This window comes from Aeromonas sp. ASNIH4, from assembly GCF_002934425.1.
Taxonomy (GTDB): Bacteria; Pseudomonadota; Gammaproteobacteria; order Enterobacterales; family Aeromonadaceae; genus Aeromonas; species Aeromonas hydrophila.
On sequence record NZ_CP026217.1, the window covers coordinates 3,771,014 to 3,786,835 of the forward strand.

Genomic DNA, 15,822 nt, shown 5'->3' on the forward strand with positions numbered 1-15,822 from the left:
TTGGCAACAAGACCCCAGAGATGCGATACAGCATGACAGTACACCTCCATCCCGGTCAGCACCCGGGCAGGCAGACGGCCCCATGACCACCACCGAACTCCATCAACTGGCCCAAGATATCAAGCTCTGGGCGAGCGAGCTAGGATTCGACCAGGCCGGTATCACCGACACGGATCTCACCCTTGAGGAGCCCAGACTGCAGGCCTGGCTCGATGCGGGCCATCACGGCAGCATGGATTACATGGCGCGCCACGGCATGATGCGGGCCCGCCCCCACGAACTGCTGCCAGGCACCTTGCGGGTGCTGTCGGTGCGGATGAACTATCTGCCGTTCGAGGCGGGCTTCGCAGCCACCCTGCGCGACCCCACCCTTGGCTACATCAGCCGCTATGCCCTCGGTCGCGACTACCACAAGCTGCTGCGCAACCGGCTCAAGCAGCTGGGGGAGCGCATCGAGCAGCGCTGCGAGGCGCTGGGCTGGCGCCCCTTCGTCGACTCGGCCCCCATTCTGGAGCGGCCGCTGGCGGCCAAGGCGGGCCTCGGCTGGGTAGGCAAGCACTCGCTGCTGCTCAACGAGTCGGCGGGCTCCTTCTTTTTTCTGGGGGAGCTGCTGCTCAGCCTGCCGCTGCCACTGGATGCCCCGGTGGAGAAAGAACAGTGCGGCAAGTGCGTGGCCTGCATCAACATCTGCCCCACCGGCGCCATCATCGCCCCCTACGTGGTGGACGGCCGCCGCTGCATCTCCTATCTCACCATCGAGAACGACGGCCCCATTCCCGAAGAATTTCGGCCGCTGATGGGCAATCGCATCTATGGCTGTGACGACTGCCAGCTCATCTGCCCCTGGAACCGCTATGCCAACGCCAGCCCGGAGCCCGACTTCAGCCCGCGCCCCAATCTGCATCGCCCGCCGCTGTTGACCTTGTGGGGCTGGAGCGAGAGCGAGTTTCTCAAGCACACCGAAGGCAGCCCCATCCGCCGCATCGGCTATCAGCGCTGGCGCCGCAACCTGGCGGTGGCCCTTGGCAACGGCCCGGCCAGCCCGCAGGTCATGGCGGCCCTGCAGCAGGCGCTGGCAGCAGCCGAACCCATGGTGGCCGAGCATATCGAATGGGCGCTGGCAACGCTGGCCAAACGCCAGCAGGATGACAACAAAAAGACGCGCTTGCTGATCCGCTGCATCGAAAAAGGTCTGCCGGATCACGCATAGACGATCTGCCCCTTGCCGGATCGAAGTCATTTTTTCATGCTCTGCCGACGGTCGATCGTCGGCACTATAAAAGGAACAAGCTGATGCAGATGTTGGGAGTGGATATCGGTGGCTCGGGGATCAAGGGATGCCTGGTCGACACCGCAACGGGCGAGCTGATTGGTGAACGTCACCGACTGGTGACGCCGCAACCGGCCACCCCGGCCGCCGTGGCTCATACCCTCAAGGCGCTGGTGGAACACTTCGACTGGAAAGGCCCGGTGGGCTGCGGCTTTCCCGCCACCATCCACAACGGCATCGCCAAGAGCGCGGCCAACATCGACAAGAGCTGGATTGAGACCGACGTCGCTCACCTGTTCGCCGACGTGACCGGCCAGCCCTGCCACGTGCTCAACGACGCCGATGCGGCCGGCCTGGCCGAGATGCGCTTCGGGACCGGCAAGGATCGCAGCAAGGGTGTCATCATCCTCGTCACGGTCGGCACCGGCATCGGCACCGCCGTGTTCGTCAACGGTCAGCTGCTGCCCAACACCGAGCTGGGTCATCTGATGCTGGAAGGGATGGTGGCGGAGCACTACTGCTCGGACGCGGTGCGCAAACGCGAGGATCTCTCCTGGAGCCGCTGGGGCAAGCGCTTCAACAAGTACCTGGCCCGCCTCGAGTTTCTGTTCTCCCCCGACCTCTTCATCCTGGGTGGCGGCAGCGCCGCCAAGCTCGACAAGTTCATCGACAAGATTGAGACCCGGGCCCCGCTGGTGGCGGCCGCCAACCTCAATCAGGCCGGCATCATAGGCGCAGCCCTGCACGCTGCCGAGCTCACCGCCGCCCGCCAGTCGGCATGACGCCGTCGTGAACAAACAGCAGAGGCCCGGCATTGCCGGGCCTCTTGTTTTCACCACCCATTTTCACCCTACTTGTCGCCCGGCCGGCTATTTCCTATAAGTCGTCGAGGCGATGGGCGCCGTGCACCAGCCGGGTCAGGCGGGTCTGTTCCTGCTCGGCCAGGCCGCCGAGCAGCCGCACCGTCTCCTCGGTCGGACACTCCCGGGCCAGATGGCTGAGCTCGCCGATGAGCTTCTCCTCCTGGCGGCACACCAGCTGCACTATGTCCTGGGTCTGGGCCGTGGCGGGCAGGCTCAGGCGCCGGATCCCGGGCAGCAGATCCTCGCTGAAGCCTCGTTCCAGCCAGGTCTCCTTCACCCCTTCGCCAAGTTCATTCAGGTAGTCATCCAGCTGGCTCTTTGCCGCCTCCTCGCGCTGCTGCAGATAGGCCAGCAGCAGCCGGCTGCGCTCGCCATCCACCTGTGCCATGAGGCGCCCGTAACCGAGCCCAAGCTGGTGATGTACCTGCTCCAGATAGAGCAGCAAGTCTTTGATTTGTTGAAATCGCATCAGGTTGCCCTCCTGTATATCGTGCCCTTTAAGTATAAAAAACAGGCAATTGCAATCCAAGCCAAAGCGCGGCCCTTGTTGTGCTGCATCAAGCCAGTGGCCAAGAAAGCAGCGATCGATACAAAGTGGAATGATTTGTGCCGGCCCGGAGGCAATAAAAGGATGAGCAGGTGAATCCGGTTGACGGCTAATAAAGGAGGTTGTAAGCGGATATTTACCATGTGATATTCGGCAATCATGCCATACCACCAAATACAATATTGATGTGAGCGAGATCACCGTCGGCGTTAGTCGGCAGGCGGGAATCCTTAGCACTTTTTTAGACGTCTAGATGTATAAACACGCGTTGACACGGCCATCCAGACATCTTAGCATCATCCTCCATGATGGCAGAGCAACCCAGTGAAACCTCTGCCCAATTCACCCGCCTGTAGCGCCCTGTGCTTTAAGGCTGTTAGCACGGAAGAATCCATGATTAAGTTGATCGGTCTCAACAAAGTCTACGGTAAAGGCAGTGATGCCGTGCACGCCCTGCGTGACGTGAGCCTGCATGTGCCACAAGGCAAAATTTTCGGGGTGATCGGCGCCTCCGGTGCCGGCAAGAGCACCCTCATCCGCTGCGTCAACCTGCTGGAGCGCCCGACGGAAGGTCAAGTCATCGTCGACGGCCAGGATCTGGTCGCCCTGAGCGAGCGTGACCTGACCCAGGCACGCCGCCAGATCGGGATGATTTTCCAGCACTTCAACCTGCTCGCCTCCCGCACTGTGTCCGCCAACATCGCCTTCCCGCTGGAGCTGGCGGGCTGGAGCAAAGAGAGGATCCAGCAACGGGTCGAAGAGCTGCTGGCACTGGTCGGGCTGGAAGCCCGCGCCCACGCCTATCCGTCCGAGCTCTCCGGCGGCCAGAAACAGCGGGTCGCCATCGCCCGGGCGCTGGCGCCGGCCCCCAAGGTACTGCTGTGCGACGAGGCCACCTCGGCCCTCGACCCGCAGACCACCCGCTCGATCCTGACCCTGCTCAAGGAGATCAACGTCAAGCTGGGGCTCACCATCCTGCTCATCACCCACGAGATGGACGTGGTGAAGGGGATCTGTGACGAAGTGGCCATCATCAGCGACGGCCGGCTGATCGAACAGGGCGAAGTGGCCTGGTTCTTCAGCAATGCCAAGACCCAGCTGGCGCGGGATTTCATCCACTCCACCATCCACCTGGAAGTGCCTCAGGAATATCAGGATCGGATGAGTGCGGAGCGGGTACCCGGCAGCTATCCGCTGGTGAAGCTCGGCTTTACCGGCAGCACGGTCGACACGCCGCTCATCTCCGAGGCGAGCCGCCGTTTCAACATCGACATCAGCATCCTGAGCGCCGACATCGAATACGCCGGGGGCGTCAAGTTCGGTTTCCTGCTGGCCGAGCTGTTCGGGGATGAAGCCCAGTGCGAGGCGACCCAGCAGTTCCTCATCGACAACCATATTCAGCTGGAGGTAATGGGTTATGTCCGAAGCCATGATTAATCTGCTGTTCACGGCCCTGGGCGACACCCTCATCATGGTGTTTGCCTCCGCCCTGTTCGGTTATTTACTCGGTCTGCCACTCGGAATTGCACTTTATGTGACCAAAGCGGGACAGACCTTGGCTAGCCCACGACTCAACAACACACTAGGGTTCATAGTCAACATGGGACGCTCAGCTCCCTTTATCATCCTGCTGGTAGCAATCACTCCGCTGACCAGATTAATTACTGGCACCAGTATCGGTACCATCGCCGTAATCGTACCGCTAACTATCGGCGCAGTTCCCTTTATCGCCCGCCTGGTGGAAGGAGCCCTGATAGAGGTCCCGGATGGCCTGCTGGAAGCAGCCAAAGCGATGGGCGCCAAGCCCCTGCAAATTACAACCAAGGTACTGCTGCCCGAGGCCCTGCCCGGCATCCTCAACAGCGTCACCATCACCCTTGTAACCTTGGTAAACTTCTCCGCTATGGCCGGTGTCATTGGTGGGGGCGGGTTAGGAGATGTTGCAATTCGCTATGGTTATCAACGTTATGATCCCGTCATCATGTGGGTTACCGTAGCTATTCTGGTCGTACTGGTTCAACTCATCCAGAGCGCGGGTGAGCGCCTGGTCAACAAATGTGATCATCGTTAATCGTCGATTTCTGACAGGAGGTTTTATGAAATTTGGCATCAAATCCGTTGCGGCAGCCCTGCTGGCCACTCTGGTACTGGCCGGTTGCGGTCAAAAAGAAGAGAACAAGACCCTGAAAGTAGGCGCCATCGCCGGCCCCGAGACCGAACTGGTTGAAGTGGCCGCCAAAGTGGCCAAGGAGAAATACGGCCTGACCGTCGAGGTGGTCAACTTCTCCGACTACGTCACCCCGAACGTGGCGCTGAACGATGGCAGCATCGACGTCAACGCCTTCCAGCACAAGCCCTATCTGGATGCCCAGATCCGTGATCGCGGCTTCAAGCTGGTGCCGGTCGGCAACACCTTCGTCTACCCGATCGCCGGTTACTCCAAGAAGATCAAGGCGCTGAGCGAGCTGAAAGATGGCGCCCAGATCGCGGTGCCGAACGATCCGACCAACCTGGGCCGCTCCCTGATCCTGCTGGAGAAGCAAGGCCTGCTGAAGCTCAAAGAGGGTGCCGGTCTGGAAGCGACCGTACTGGACATCGCCAGCAACCCGCGCAACTTCAAGATCGTCGAGCTGGAAGCTGCCCAGCTGCCGCGCTCGCTGGAAGACGTGGACTTGGCCATCATCAACAACACCTTCGCCGGTCAGATTGGCCTGACCCCGACCGAGAACGGTCTGTTTGTTGAGGATAAAGAGTCCCCCTACGTCAACCTGATCGTCGCCCGCGACAACAACAAGGACGACGAGAAGGTCAAACAGTTCGTACAGGCTTTCCAGACCGACGACGTCTACAAGAAAGGGCTGGAACTGTTCAAGGGCGGCCTGGTGAAAGGTTGGTAATCACTCACTCGGCAAAAAAGGCCACGCAATGCGTGGCCTTTTTTTTTGCTGCCGTTATCATATCGGCGAGCACGGCAACACGAACATATTCAGCACATGAAAAAATGGTATCTGGCCTACTGCAAGCCAAAAGAAGAGGCCCGCGCCCGCGCCCATCTCGAAGCCCAGGGGATCGAGTCCTACTACCCCATGGTGGAAATTGAAAAACTGCGGCGGGGCAAGCGTGTCCCGGTGCGGGAGCCCATGTTCCCCAACTACCTGTTCATCTATGTGGATCTGGAAGAGGTCACCCCGGTCACCCTGAAGTCGACCCGCGGCATCAGCCGCATCATCCACTTCGGTCGGGAGTGGACCTCCATCAGCAGCCAGCTGGTCTATCAGCTGATGAGTCGGGACGACAGCGACGAGGCGCGCGCCAGCTACGCCAGCCTGCCGACCCAGGGCGACAAGGTGCTGATAGAATCCGGTCCGCTGGCCGGCTTCGAGGCCATCTATCTGGAGCCGGACGGCGACAAGCGGGCGATCCTGCTGGTGAGCCTGCTCAACCAGGAGACCAGCAGCAGCTTCGACAATCAGTCCTTCCGCCGACTGGACTGACCCGGTCATAAACCACGGCAGCCCAAAGCAACCATCTCTTGCGCCAGCGAGGCAAAAAAAAAACGGGGCAGGCCCAAGCGGCCTGCCCCGTTTTCATGGCCCTTGTCCGCCTCAGGCATCCAGCTCGAAGCGGCTGATCACCGCCGTCAAGCGGCCGGTATCCTGCGCCAGCCGGGCCACTATCTCCTCCCCCTGCTGGCTGCGCTGGCTCGACTGCCGGCTCAGCCCGGCGATCTCCTCCACCGTTCCCGCCACCTCCTGGGCCACCCGTGACTGCTGTTCGGTCGCGGTGGCGATGGTCCCCAGCTGGCCCGACAGATCCTGCACCAGCTGCAACATGGCATTCAGGGTGCCAGTCACCGAGTCGACGGCGCCGCGCCCCTCCTCCACCAAGCGGGTGCCGCTACCGACCGTGTTGACGGTCTGGCGGGTCTGCTGCTGGATGCTGGCGATGGTCTGGCTGATCTCCTCGGTGGACTGGCTGGTGCGGCTCGCCAGCAGCCGCACTTCGTCGGCCACCACGGCAAATCCGCGCCCCTGCTCGCCAGCCCGTGCCGCCTCGATGGCAGCATTGAGCGCCAGCAGATTGGTCTGCTCGGCGATGGTGGCGATCACCTCGGTGACGCGTCCCACCTGCTCGCTCTGGCTGCTGAGCTGGCCCATCGCCTCGTTCGCCTCGGCAATCATGGCGGCGATCTGCTGCATGGTGGCAGTCATGCGGGCCAGCTCGTGGCCGCCCTGGCGAGTCTGCTGCTCGGCCTGCTGAGCGGCCCGCGCCGCTTCGGCAATATTGCCCGCCACATCCCGGGTACTGACCGACATCTGCTCGATGGCCGCCGCCACCGTATCGACCCGCTGATTCTGGCTGGCCAGATCGGTGACGATGGCGCGGGTGGTGCTGCCCACCTCGCCACAGGCCCCGTCCACCTGCCCCACCGCCCCCTGGATCTCCCCCACCAGCTGACGCAGTTGGCCGGACATCTGGTTGATGGAGCCCGTCAGCCCACCCAGCTCGTCCTGGCTCTGTACCGGCAGGGGGCGGGCCGGCAGCCGGCCGTTGGCCACCAGATCGGCCCGCAGCACCAGGCTGGCAATGTCCCGGGTCAAACGGCGACTGAACAGCAGTGCCACCAGGGTGCCCAGCACGATCACGGTCAGGGTGGCCAGCAGCAGGGTGCGATTGATGGCCTGACCGGCGCTGGTCATCTTCTGACCCATGCTTTCAACCTCGGCGCGGGTCTGGGTCACCTGGCCGGCCAGCTGGGTCGCCAGCTGGCCGAGAGCCGGTTCAATCTCGGTCGCCATCAGATGGTTGGCCTGATCCCAGTCGGGTGCCTGCCGTTTGCTGATCACCTGCCCTACCAGTTCAGCGAAGGGAGCCGACATCTCCTCAAACAGCAACCAGATCCCCTTCTGTGCCTCGGTAAAATTGGCCTCCTGCTGCTTCAGCTCGGCCACCCGTTGCTGGTGGAACTGGTAATAATCCTGGTATTTGGTGCGATAGTCCGGATCGCCGGAGATGAGGAAGTCGCGCAGGGCGGAGAGCGCATTGGAGAGACCGTTGTAAGCATCCCCCACCTGCTTGAGCAGCAGGCGGCGATCGCCGGGCAGCTGATCCTGCGGGGTGGCCACCTCTTCGTTGGCAAAGGACTGCAGTTGATCGAGGGCCGACTCCGCCAGCGGCCCGGCCTCCTGCAGCATCAGGGTATGAGCGGGCAGGTTCTCGTCGGTATGGGCGATGTCCCACACCTTCTGCTGGCTGGTCTTGAAGGCCTTGAGCGAGCGGGCCAGCTCGTCGGTGAACTGCTGATGCTCGATCACCTGCCAGGCCCCCTCCCACTCCTGTTTGAGGCGGGCAGCCTGCGCCGGATCCTTGCCCAGGATGAGATAGGCCCGCAGGGAGGAGATGGTCGCCACCAGCGCCTTCTGGCTGGCCTCATCCCGTTGCAGAGCGGGTAGAGCCTGCTCCAGCAGGGCGCTGCCGGCCTGTCCGATGCGACCGAGCTGGTGGTAGACAAGGCTGGAAGAGAGGATCACCAGCAGATTGATAAAACAGAAGCTGAGCAGCAACTTGCTTGAAATTTTCATGAACATCCTTGTTTCGTTGCGGGCATCCTGCCCGACATTCACTCCCCGAGCAGCGCCGGTAGCCGTTCACGCCAGGAGTCATGCCATCCCAGCAACTCCTCGCGCGGCATGGGCCGGGCCGAGAAGAAGCCCTGGCACACGTCGCACCCCAGCCGCGCCAGCAGCCGCCAGGTGAGTTCATCCTCCACCCCTTCGGCGACGGACTTGAGCCCCAGTTTGCGGGCCAGCTCGATGCTTGACTCTATTATGGCCAAGCGGGAGGGGTCCTCAAAGCAGCGATCGACGAAAGAGCGATCCAGCTTGAGCTCGGTGAAGGGCAGCAGGGCCAGCTGCTGCATGGAGGAGTAGCCGGTACCGAAGTCGTCGATGGAGAGGCCGAAGCCGTGCATGCGCAGGCGGGTCAGCACCTCCAGCGACTTGCCCAGATCCTTCACGAACGAGCTCTCGGTCACCTCCAGGGTGATGAGCTCGGGGTTGATGCTCCAGCGCTGGCACTGGTTGATCAGGGTATTGCACAGATCCCCCTCGATGAGGGAGGTGGTCGAGAGGTTCATCGACAGATTGAGGGAGAGCCCGGTCTGCTCCCACAGATGGCCATCGCGCAGCGACTTGCTGATGATCACCTCGGTCAGCTGATCGATGAGACCGTTGTGTTCCGCCAGCGGAATGAAGCGGGCCGGCGAGATGAGACCGTACTCCGGGTGCTGCCAGCGCGCCAGCGCCTCCATGCCGACCCACTGGCCGGAGCCGAAGTTCACCTTGGGCTGATACCAGGGCAGCAGCTGATCCTGCTCCAGCGCCAGGCTCAGCTCGTCCAGGGTCAGGCGGTGGCCGTCCTCCTCCTGAGTTCGCTCCTGCTGCGGGCGCCAGGCGCCGATGAGCTGGCTGATCTGCTGCTGGCTGGAAGGCTTCTCGATGCGCCCCAGCACCTGCAGACCATAGGCGGCACTCATGCGCAGCACGGCCTCGACCACGTCATCCTCCAGCGCGCTGGAGAGGATGATGCCGCCGCGAAAACCGCCCAGCGAGAGGCGACGCAGCAGCGCCATGCCATCCATGCCCGGCATGCGCAGATCGCAAAACAGGATGTCGACCTGATGACGCTGACACATGGCCAGCGCCTCCACCCCGTCCTGCGCCTCCAGCAGAGAGCCGTAACCGAGCCCGCGGATCTGGTGCATCAACGCCTTGCGCTGGAACGCGTGGTCTTCCACCACCATGATCACCAACTCATGCTGTGTCTTGTTCATCGAGCCATAATCCAATTTCGCATGTAATAGAGTTCATCAGCGCCAGTACCGTCTGACTCAACTCGGTAAGTTCGTCCAGCTGCTTGAGGCGGGCCGCCGCTTCGAGCCGGGCCGCCTCCTCCGCCAGAGCCTGCTGCCCCACCATGCGGGCAGCCCCCTTGATGCGGTGCGCCGTCTCCACCAGGGCATAGGTGTCCTGCCTGGCCAGTGCCTGCATCATGTCATCGCCGTCCTGACGATTGGAATCGAGATACTCCCGCGCCATGCTGCGCGCCACCGCCTCATCGCCAAACAGCGAGATCCAGCACTCTCCCTGCTCGCTGGCTGGCGGAGCGGGCTGGTCCGGCTCCTGGGTCTGAGGGCTCACCGGCAACCAGCGCATCAGCATCTGATGCAGCGTCTCCAGGGTATAGGGTTTGAACAGCATGTCGTTCATGCCGGCTTCCTGCATCTGCAGGCTGGCCTCTTCGGATGTATCGGCCGTCACCCCGATGACGGGAGCCGACTCCCCCTGTGCCCGCAGGGCCCGGGTCAGACTGTAGCCATCCATCACCGGCATGTGGCAGTCGGTCAGCAGCAGGGCGAATGCCTGCCCCTGCCAGGTACGCAAGGCCTTGTCACCGTCATCCACCACCTCGGCATCCACCCCGAGGATCGCCAGCTGGCGAGCCAGCAGCGCACGGTTGATGGGGTGATCGTCGGCCACCAGCACCCGTCCCTGCAATTTGGGGGCATTGGCTTCGACCGGGCTGGTCGCCGCCTCTCCCAGCAGCTGGTGACAGGTCTCCAGCAGCAGATCAGGATAGAGCGGCGACTGCCCCAGCCGCCACCAGGCACCCGACCCCATGCGGCCGCGCAGGGCCTCCTGCGGGGAGAGCACTATGCCCTTGAGGGCCGAGCGCTGCAAATGTGTCAGCCACTCGCTGCCAAGGGCCTGCTCGAGCCAGCTCTCCTCTGCTAATAACAAACCACTCACCGGCTGCTGCCACTGCTGTGGATCCAGACGATGCAGCCTGGCTCCCAGCCGCTGCATCGCGCTCTGCAGGGCCGCATCCTCGCCAAACAGCCACCAATCGTGGCCTGCCAGCGGCGGGGCATCCCACTGACACGCCGCCAGCGGGAAGTCGAAGGTGAGCCGGGTACCGTGTCCCGGCTTGCTCTCGAGCACCAGCGAGCCCCCCATTTTCTGGGCCAGCTGGTGGCAGATGGCAAGGCCGAGCCCGGTGCCACCGAAGCGTCGGGTTATGTCGGACTCCACCTGCTCGAACGGGGTAAACAGGCGATCCTGCTTGTCCTCGGCAATGCCGATGCCGGTGTCGCTGACCGCGATGGAGAGCCGCTCCTTCTCAAAGCTGACCTGGATACGGATCTCGCCCCGCTCGGTAAACTTGACCGCATTGTTGAGCAGGTTGGAGAGCACCTGCCCCACCCGCACCGCATCGATGCGGGCCTGATCCGGCACCTCCGGCGCCCACCCCAGCGTCACCTTGAGCCCCTTGCCATGGGCCAGGGTAGCGTGACCGCGGATCACGTCGCAGATCACGGAGGCGAGGCGGCAATCCTGATAGTGCAACTGCAGCTGACCCGCCTCTATCTTGGAGAAATCGAGCACGTCGTTGACCAGATAGAGCAGGTTGTTGGTGGAGGTCACCACGTTGCGCAGCAGGTAGCGCTGGTCGTCGTTCAGCTCGCTCATCTGCAGCAGCTCCAGCATGCCGTGCATGCCGGAGATGGGGGTCCTCAGCTCATGGCTCATGGTGGCCAGGAAGCGGCTGCGCACCTGCATCGCCTGCTCGGCATAGGCGCGCGCCTCCCTCAGGTCGTGCTCCTGGTGCTTGAGGGCCGTGATGTCCTGGATCACCCCGTTGAGGATCAGGTGCCCCTCCTCCTGCGGCACGAAACTGCCGCGCACCTGCAGATAGCGGGCCCCCTCTGGCCGCTCCACCCGCACTTCCAGATCGAGCGGGGCCAGGGTCTCGGCATGATTGGCCACCTTGCTGACGAAATCCTGCAATGCCTCTTCGGTAAAGCCGAACACCTCGCCGCCCGACTCGGCCGACAATATCTCCTGCCGGCTGGCGCCCAGGATCTCGCTCGCCCCCTGCGAGGCATAGAGGAAGCGCCCCTTGCCGGGGCCGAGCCAGAGGTACTGATAGACGATGCCCGGCATACTGTCGGTGATCTGGGTGAGCCGGGTCTCCGCCTTGCGGGCCCGCGCCTCGGCCTCCTTGATGCGGGTCACGTCGGTCAGCACCGTCAGTACCCCCAGCATGTCGCCCTTTGGCGAGCGATAGGGACGCTTGGTGTAGATGACGTGGAACATGGCGTCATCCTGACGGCGGCTGTTGCCCGCCCCTTCCAGCTGCTCACCGCTTTGCCATACCCCCAACTCTTCGCGCAGCACCCGCTCCCGCTCTCTGGCTGGCATGCGGTCCAGATCGTCACCATCATCCTGGGTCAGATTACCGATGAAGGCATCCCGATAGGCCTGGTTGCAGAGGGTTATACGCTGCTCGCGATCCCGCAGCACCACCATGTTGGGCAGCGAGTTGAGCAGGGTCTGCACGAAGGTCAGCTGCTCGCTTAACTTGTGCTCGGCCAGCTTGCGCTGCACTATCTGGCGGCGCAGGGTCCGGTTCCAGCCCATGAACAGCAGCACGCAGAGCAGGAAAGCGCCCACGCCGACCGCGGACCAGAGCGCCACTGTGGCAGGGTTGATGCCGGTCTGGATGGTCAGAGCCAGCCACTTGTGCTCCAGCTTGGTCATCTCCTCCGGGCGGATGGAGAGCAGCACCTTGGTGAGGATCTGCTGCAGCATGGGGTCCTGCTGGTGCACCGCCATGGCGACCGGCACCCGCAGCTCGTTGCCGGAGAACACCACCTGATAGCGATTGTTGAACCCCTTTTGCAGCGCCTGCTCCAGGGTGGTCATGCTCATCAGCACGTAGTCGACCTGGTGCCCGTCCAGCAGCGGCAACAGCTTGGTATCGCTGCTCACCGTCACCGGATGGGCCCCCACCTCGTTGAGTACCAGCTCCTCCACCGAGCCGCCGACGATCCCCACCCGTCGCCCCTTGAGCTCGTTGAGGTTGTCCAGCTCCTCGCTCCCCTGTCTGGCGGCGATCACCCGGTGGATGAAGGCGTAGTCGGGAGTAAACAGGGAGTATTGTCGCCGCTCCGCGGTCGGGGTGATGGCCGGGATGAAGTCCAGCTTGCGCGCCTGGAACAGCGCCTGGGTCTCGGCCCAGCTGCTGGTGGGCACCAGGGTAAACTGCAAGCCGGAGCGCAGGCTCACCAGCTTGAGCATGTCGGCGATGAACCCCTTGAGCTGGCCATTGCCGTCGATCTCGCTCACCGCCGGCCAGTCCGGCGCCACCCCGAAACGCAGGGTCGGATGCAGGGCCAACCAGTCGAGTTCGCTCTGGTTGAACACGATCTGGCGGGGACCGTTGGCCAGCTCGTAGTCAACTATTCCGCCAGTCTCCAGAATGCGGCGCCGCTCATCCAGCGGAATGTCGTTGAGGGCCAGCTCCAGCAAACCGAGCAGCCCCTGGTTGTCGGGCCCCACTGCCATGGCCAGCGAGGTGTCCGTCACCCACTCCGGGGTGATCACCTTGAGCCCGGCCTGCTGCTGCAGGCGCTGCAGGCGAACCAGAGAGGGCAGATCGGAGAGATAGGCATCCGCCATCCCCTTCTTCACCATGAAAACCGCTTCGTCACTGCTGTCCGCCTCGGTGAGCTGGGTCATGCCGAGCTCCGCCAGCTCTTCACAGGAGCTGAAGCCATGTTCACACACCCAGCGCAGTTGGCGCGCCGTCGCCAGAGTCGGCTCCCCTTCCTCTCGCGCCAACAGTACGCCGCGCGGCAGGGTCATCAGATCCGAGGTAAAGCGCATCTTCTGCTGACGCAACTGGCTCGGCGTCACCCCGATCAGCATGTCCACCTCGCCATCGAGCAAAGCCTGCTGGGCGCCGGCATAGTAGGGGTAAGTCTTGTAGCGCACGGTCAGCCCCAGCCGGCCAGCAATCAGGGTGGCAAAATCGTCGAGGGGGCCGCTGAAGCCACCCCGGCTATTGGCATAGATGTAGGGCGGCCAGGCCACCGACGGCATGCCGACCACCAGGTCGCTGCGCGAGGCGAGCCAGAGCCGCTCCGCCAGCCCCAGCTGATCCTTGTCCAGGGAGGTTGCTGCCGCAGCCACCAGGCTCCAGCAGGTAAACCAGCACAACAAAATGGCGCGATAGCAGAGGCGCAGCATGGGTAACTCCTGGGCGGCTTGGAGAGCGATCATAGGGATTTTGGCAAAATGTGCGAATAAAAATTCGTAACAGAACTCGTCCGGATACGAAAAACGGCAGGCTCACGCCTGCCGTTTTCTAGCAAGAAGGGGGCCAAGCCCCACATCATCAGGTTATTCGGTTCCCGAGCCGGAAGCCGGTTTGATATTCCCGCTCACGGATGTGGGCGATCTGCACATTTTGCCCTTCCAGACCGATGTCCTTGAGCAGAGCAGGCGACAGATGCAGGTAGCTGACACGACGCTCCAGCCGGGTAATCCGTTTCTGGACCAGGGTTTCGACGGTGCGCAGCAGGGTCAGTTCGATAGACATGACATTCTCCAGTTGAACGTGCGGTTCCCCCGGAGAGAAGAGATCACCCTGCGGGACAACCGCGGGTGATGAAAAAGCAGGTGTTACCTGTTTCCTCCACGCGGTAGAAAAAGAGCACGAGTCTTCGCGCTGCTGATGCAGCGGTCGAACGCAACGTTTAGCATTGAATGTTGCATATCCGTCTCCTTACCGAGTGAAAGTTGAACAAGTTGCCACAGTCTAAAAAAAGACCGAATTTTATACAAGAACCTCCCCCCCATATGGGGAGGTGAGTCATCTATCAATACTCATCCGGCACAGGCAAACCCATGCCGCTCCGGCTCAGATCCCGGACAACAGCCGGAACTCCTCCAGCGCATAGGTATCCGTCATGCCGCTCACGTAGTCGAGCAGCAGTCGCACCCGGAAGTACCACTCCTGCTCCGCCCCGTCGCTGAAGCGCGGGTCCCTACTAGCCACCGCCAACCGGTATGCCTTGAGATGACGGGCCGACAATCGATGAAACAGCCGGCGGGCAAAGAACAGCTCGCTGCCCCCCTGCCCGGCCAGCAGCCGCTCGAACTGCGCGGCCGGCAGCGCCAACAGGCAGGCATAGGTGGAGAGCACGCCGCGCAAGGCGGCATAACCCTCCAGCTCCAGCGCCTCCACTTCGGGGCGCATGAACACCAGCTCGCGAGCTACTTGTTTGAGGGTATCGAGCACCCGCGCCGCCGGTGCCTGACCGTGCAGCAGGGCCTGGGGATAGGCGCCGCTCAGGATCTGCGGGTGCTCGCTCACATAGGTGTGAGCGGCCAGTTCCACCAGATCCCGGGTCAGCTGCTGGCGAAAGTGGGGGAAGAAGCCCCTGCCCGAGGCGGCCGCCTCCGCCAGCAAGCCGGCCATGTAGGCGCCGCCATCGGCCAGCCGCAGCGCCTGTTGCAGCTCGCTCAGGCTGAGGATGCGCCGGTCCACCGCATCTTCGAGATCGGCGATGCAGTAGGAGATGTCGTCGGCTGCCTCCATGATGTAGACCAGCGGATGACGGCAGCCAGGTGCCAACCCCAGGCTCTGACCGAGGGCGCGGTAGAGGGGTTGTTCGCTGAAGAAGATGCCGCGCTTTCTGGCCCAGCCGTGATGTTGACCGCCGTGCAGGGGCTGCTGCGGGTACTTGCACAGCGCCGCCAGCTGTCCCAGGGTCAGGTTCAGCTCGTGCAGGCTGTGCACCAGCCGCAGACTCTGGGCATTGCCGTCAAACACCAGCAGATCCTGGCGCAGCGTTGCCCACTGCGGGCTGGGTGCGCTGCCAAGGGCCTCGGCAAACAACCCATCCAGCGCCTGCGCCAGCCACTGGCTCATCACCTGCTCGCCAAAGTGGCCAAACGGCGGGTTGCCGACGTCGTGCAACAGGCAGGACATCTCCACCAGATTGATGAAGGCCCCCTCGCACACCGACCCCGCCGGCAGGGTCGCCAGAATGCGGCGGCTGATCTGGCGGCCGGTCTCCTGCACCTCCAGCGAATGGGTGAGACGGCTGCGTACCGAGGCCTTCACGTCGAGCGGAAAGACCTGGGTCTTCTGCTGCAGCCGACGCACCGGCGCCGCCTGCACGATGCGGGCGCGATCCTGTTCGGTCGCCTCCAGCAGATCTTCGTCACCCCAGCGATGGATGCGCTCGGGGGTAATCAAACGGCTATACATGTTGCGGCTCCTTGCCTGCGGCT

The 15,822-nt window shown here is 62.9% G+C and carries 13 protein-coding genes; 6 read left to right on the forward strand and 7 right to left on the reverse strand.

Translation table 11 applies throughout. The features are described from left to right. Positions 1-82: 82 nt before the first annotated feature. Complete coding sequence (queG, locus tag C2U40_RS17370) at positions 83-1,210, forward strand: tRNA epoxyqueuosine(34) reductase QueG (RefSeq protein WP_039214857.1); 1,128 nt, start codon at positions 83-85, stop codon at positions 1,208-1,210. A gap of 83 nt (positions 1,211-1,293) precedes the next feature. Beyond that, positions 1,294-2,052, forward strand: coding sequence for a polyphosphate--glucose phosphotransferase (ppgK, locus tag C2U40_RS17375; protein ID WP_103828929.1), 759 nt, complete (start codon positions 1,294-1,296; stop codon positions 2,050-2,052). A 94-nt stretch (positions 2,053-2,146) separates the two neighbouring features. Here the strand turns inward: ppgK and C2U40_RS26560 are convergent, their stop codons facing one another. Both C2U40_RS26560 and C2U40_RS26565 read right to left on the reverse strand, forming a co-directional pair. Then, entirely contained in the window at positions 2,147-2,602 is a 456-nt protein-coding gene (locus tag C2U40_RS26560) for a hypothetical protein (protein ID WP_166463266.1), read from the reverse strand. Then, the gene (locus C2U40_RS26565) at positions 2,602-2,841 is read right to left on the reverse strand and encodes a hypothetical protein (RefSeq protein ID WP_181014939.1); all 240 of its coding nucleotides are present in this window, start codon (positions 2,839-2,841) and stop codon (positions 2,602-2,604) included. The genes C2U40_RS26560 and C2U40_RS26565 overlap by 1 nt, the downstream gene beginning before the upstream one ends. Positions 2,842-3,073: 232 nt before the next feature. On the opposite strand from C2U40_RS26565, the gene metN reads away from it, so the two are divergent. The 4 genes from metN (at position 3,074) to rfaH (ending at position 6,174) form a co-directional block, all read left to right on the forward strand. After that, positions 3,074-4,117: a methionine ABC transporter ATP-binding protein MetN gene (metN, locus tag C2U40_RS17385; RefSeq protein ID WP_011704855.1), complete on the forward strand. Its 1,044-nt coding sequence runs from the start codon at positions 3,074-3,076 to the stop codon at positions 4,115-4,117. Beyond that, positions 4,098-4,751, forward strand: a complete 654-nt coding sequence (locus tag C2U40_RS17390; protein ID WP_103828931.1) for a methionine ABC transporter permease — start codon at positions 4,098-4,100, stop codon at positions 4,749-4,751. The genes metN and C2U40_RS17390 overlap by 20 nt, the downstream gene beginning before the upstream one ends. Positions 4,752-4,776: 25 nt before the next feature. Further along, entirely contained in the window at positions 4,777-5,577 is an 801-nt protein-coding gene (gene metQ / locus C2U40_RS17395) for a methionine ABC transporter substrate-binding lipoprotein MetQ (RefSeq protein WP_011704853.1), read from the forward strand. Between the two features lie 96 nt (positions 5,578-5,673). Then, positions 5,674-6,174 carry a transcription/translation regulatory transformer protein RfaH gene (gene rfaH / locus C2U40_RS17400; protein WP_016349600.1) on the forward strand — a complete coding sequence of 167 codons (501 nt, stop codon included), beginning with the start codon at positions 5,674-5,676 and terminating at the stop codon, positions 6,172-6,174. 111 nt (positions 6,175-6,285) lie between these two features. Here rfaH and C2U40_RS17405 read toward each other — a convergent pair whose 3' ends face one another. The 5 genes from C2U40_RS17405 to dgt all read right to left on the reverse strand — a co-directional run bounded on the left by C2U40_RS17405 (position 6,286) and on the right by dgt (position 15,799). Next, positions 6,286-8,262: a HAMP domain-containing methyl-accepting chemotaxis protein gene (locus C2U40_RS17405; protein ID WP_104467494.1), complete on the reverse strand. Its 1,977-nt coding sequence runs from the start codon at positions 8,260-8,262 to the stop codon at positions 6,286-6,288. A 38-nt stretch (positions 8,263-8,300) separates the two neighbouring features. Then, a complete protein-coding gene (locus tag C2U40_RS17410) occupies positions 8,301-9,512 on the reverse strand; it encodes an EAL domain-containing response regulator (RefSeq protein ID WP_181014904.1) in 1,212 nt (403 codons plus the stop codon). After that, a complete protein-coding gene (locus tag C2U40_RS17415; RefSeq protein ID WP_103828609.1) occupies positions 9,493-13,770 on the reverse strand; it encodes an ATP-binding protein in 4,278 nt (1,425 codons plus the stop codon). Before C2U40_RS17415 ends, C2U40_RS17410 begins: the two co-directional genes overlap by 20 nt. A 148-nt stretch (positions 13,771-13,918) precedes the next feature. After that, positions 13,919-14,122, reverse strand: coding sequence for a hypothetical protein (locus C2U40_RS17420; RefSeq protein WP_011704847.1), 204 nt, complete (start codon positions 14,120-14,122; stop codon positions 13,919-13,921). Between the two features lie 321 nt (positions 14,123-14,443). After that, entirely contained in the window at positions 14,444-15,799 is a 1,356-nt protein-coding gene (gene dgt, locus C2U40_RS17425; RefSeq protein ID WP_103828610.1) for a dGTPase, read from the reverse strand. Positions 15,800-15,822: the final 23 nt, after the last annotated feature.

Coding starts and splice junctions, on each gene's coding strand:
- rfaH (WP_016349600.1), top strand. CDS start 5,674: ATGAAAAAATGGTATCTGGCCTACTGCAAGCCAAAAGAAGAGGCCCGC.
- queG (WP_039214857.1), top strand. CDS start 83: ATGACCACCACCGAACTCCATCAACTGGCCCAAGATATCAAGCTCTGG.
- C2U40_RS17415 (WP_103828609.1), bottom strand. CDS start 13,770: ATGCTGCGCCTCTGCTATCGCGCCATTTTGTTGTGCTGGTTTACCTGC.
- C2U40_RS17390 (WP_103828931.1), top strand. CDS start 4,098: ATGTCCGAAGCCATGATTAATCTGCTGTTCACGGCCCTGGGCGACACC.
- C2U40_RS17410 (WP_181014904.1), bottom strand. CDS start 9,512: ATGAACAAGACACAGCATGAGTTGGTGATCATGGTGGTGGAAGACCAC.
- dgt (WP_103828610.1), bottom strand. CDS start 15,799: ATGTATAGCCGTTTGATTACCCCCGAGCGCATCCATCGCTGGGGTGAC.
- metQ (WP_011704853.1), top strand. CDS start 4,777: ATGAAATTTGGCATCAAATCCGTTGCGGCAGCCCTGCTGGCCACTCTG.
- metN (WP_011704855.1), top strand. CDS start 3,074: ATGATTAAGTTGATCGGTCTCAACAAAGTCTACGGTAAAGGCAGTGAT.
- C2U40_RS26565 (WP_181014939.1), bottom strand. CDS start 2,841: ATGATTGCCGAATATCACATGGTAAATATCCGCTTACAACCTCCTTTA.
- ppgK (WP_103828929.1), top strand. CDS start 1,294: ATGCAGATGTTGGGAGTGGATATCGGTGGCTCGGGGATCAAGGGATGC.
- C2U40_RS17405 (WP_104467494.1), bottom strand. CDS start 8,262: ATGAAAATTTCAAGCAAGTTGCTGCTCAGCTTCTGTTTTATCAATCTG.
- C2U40_RS26560 (WP_166463266.1), bottom strand. CDS start 2,602: ATGCGATTTCAACAAATCAAAGACTTGCTGCTCTATCTGGAGCAGGTA.
- C2U40_RS17420 (WP_011704847.1), bottom strand. CDS start 14,122: ATGTCTATCGAACTGACCCTGCTGCGCACCGTCGAAACCCTGGTCCAG.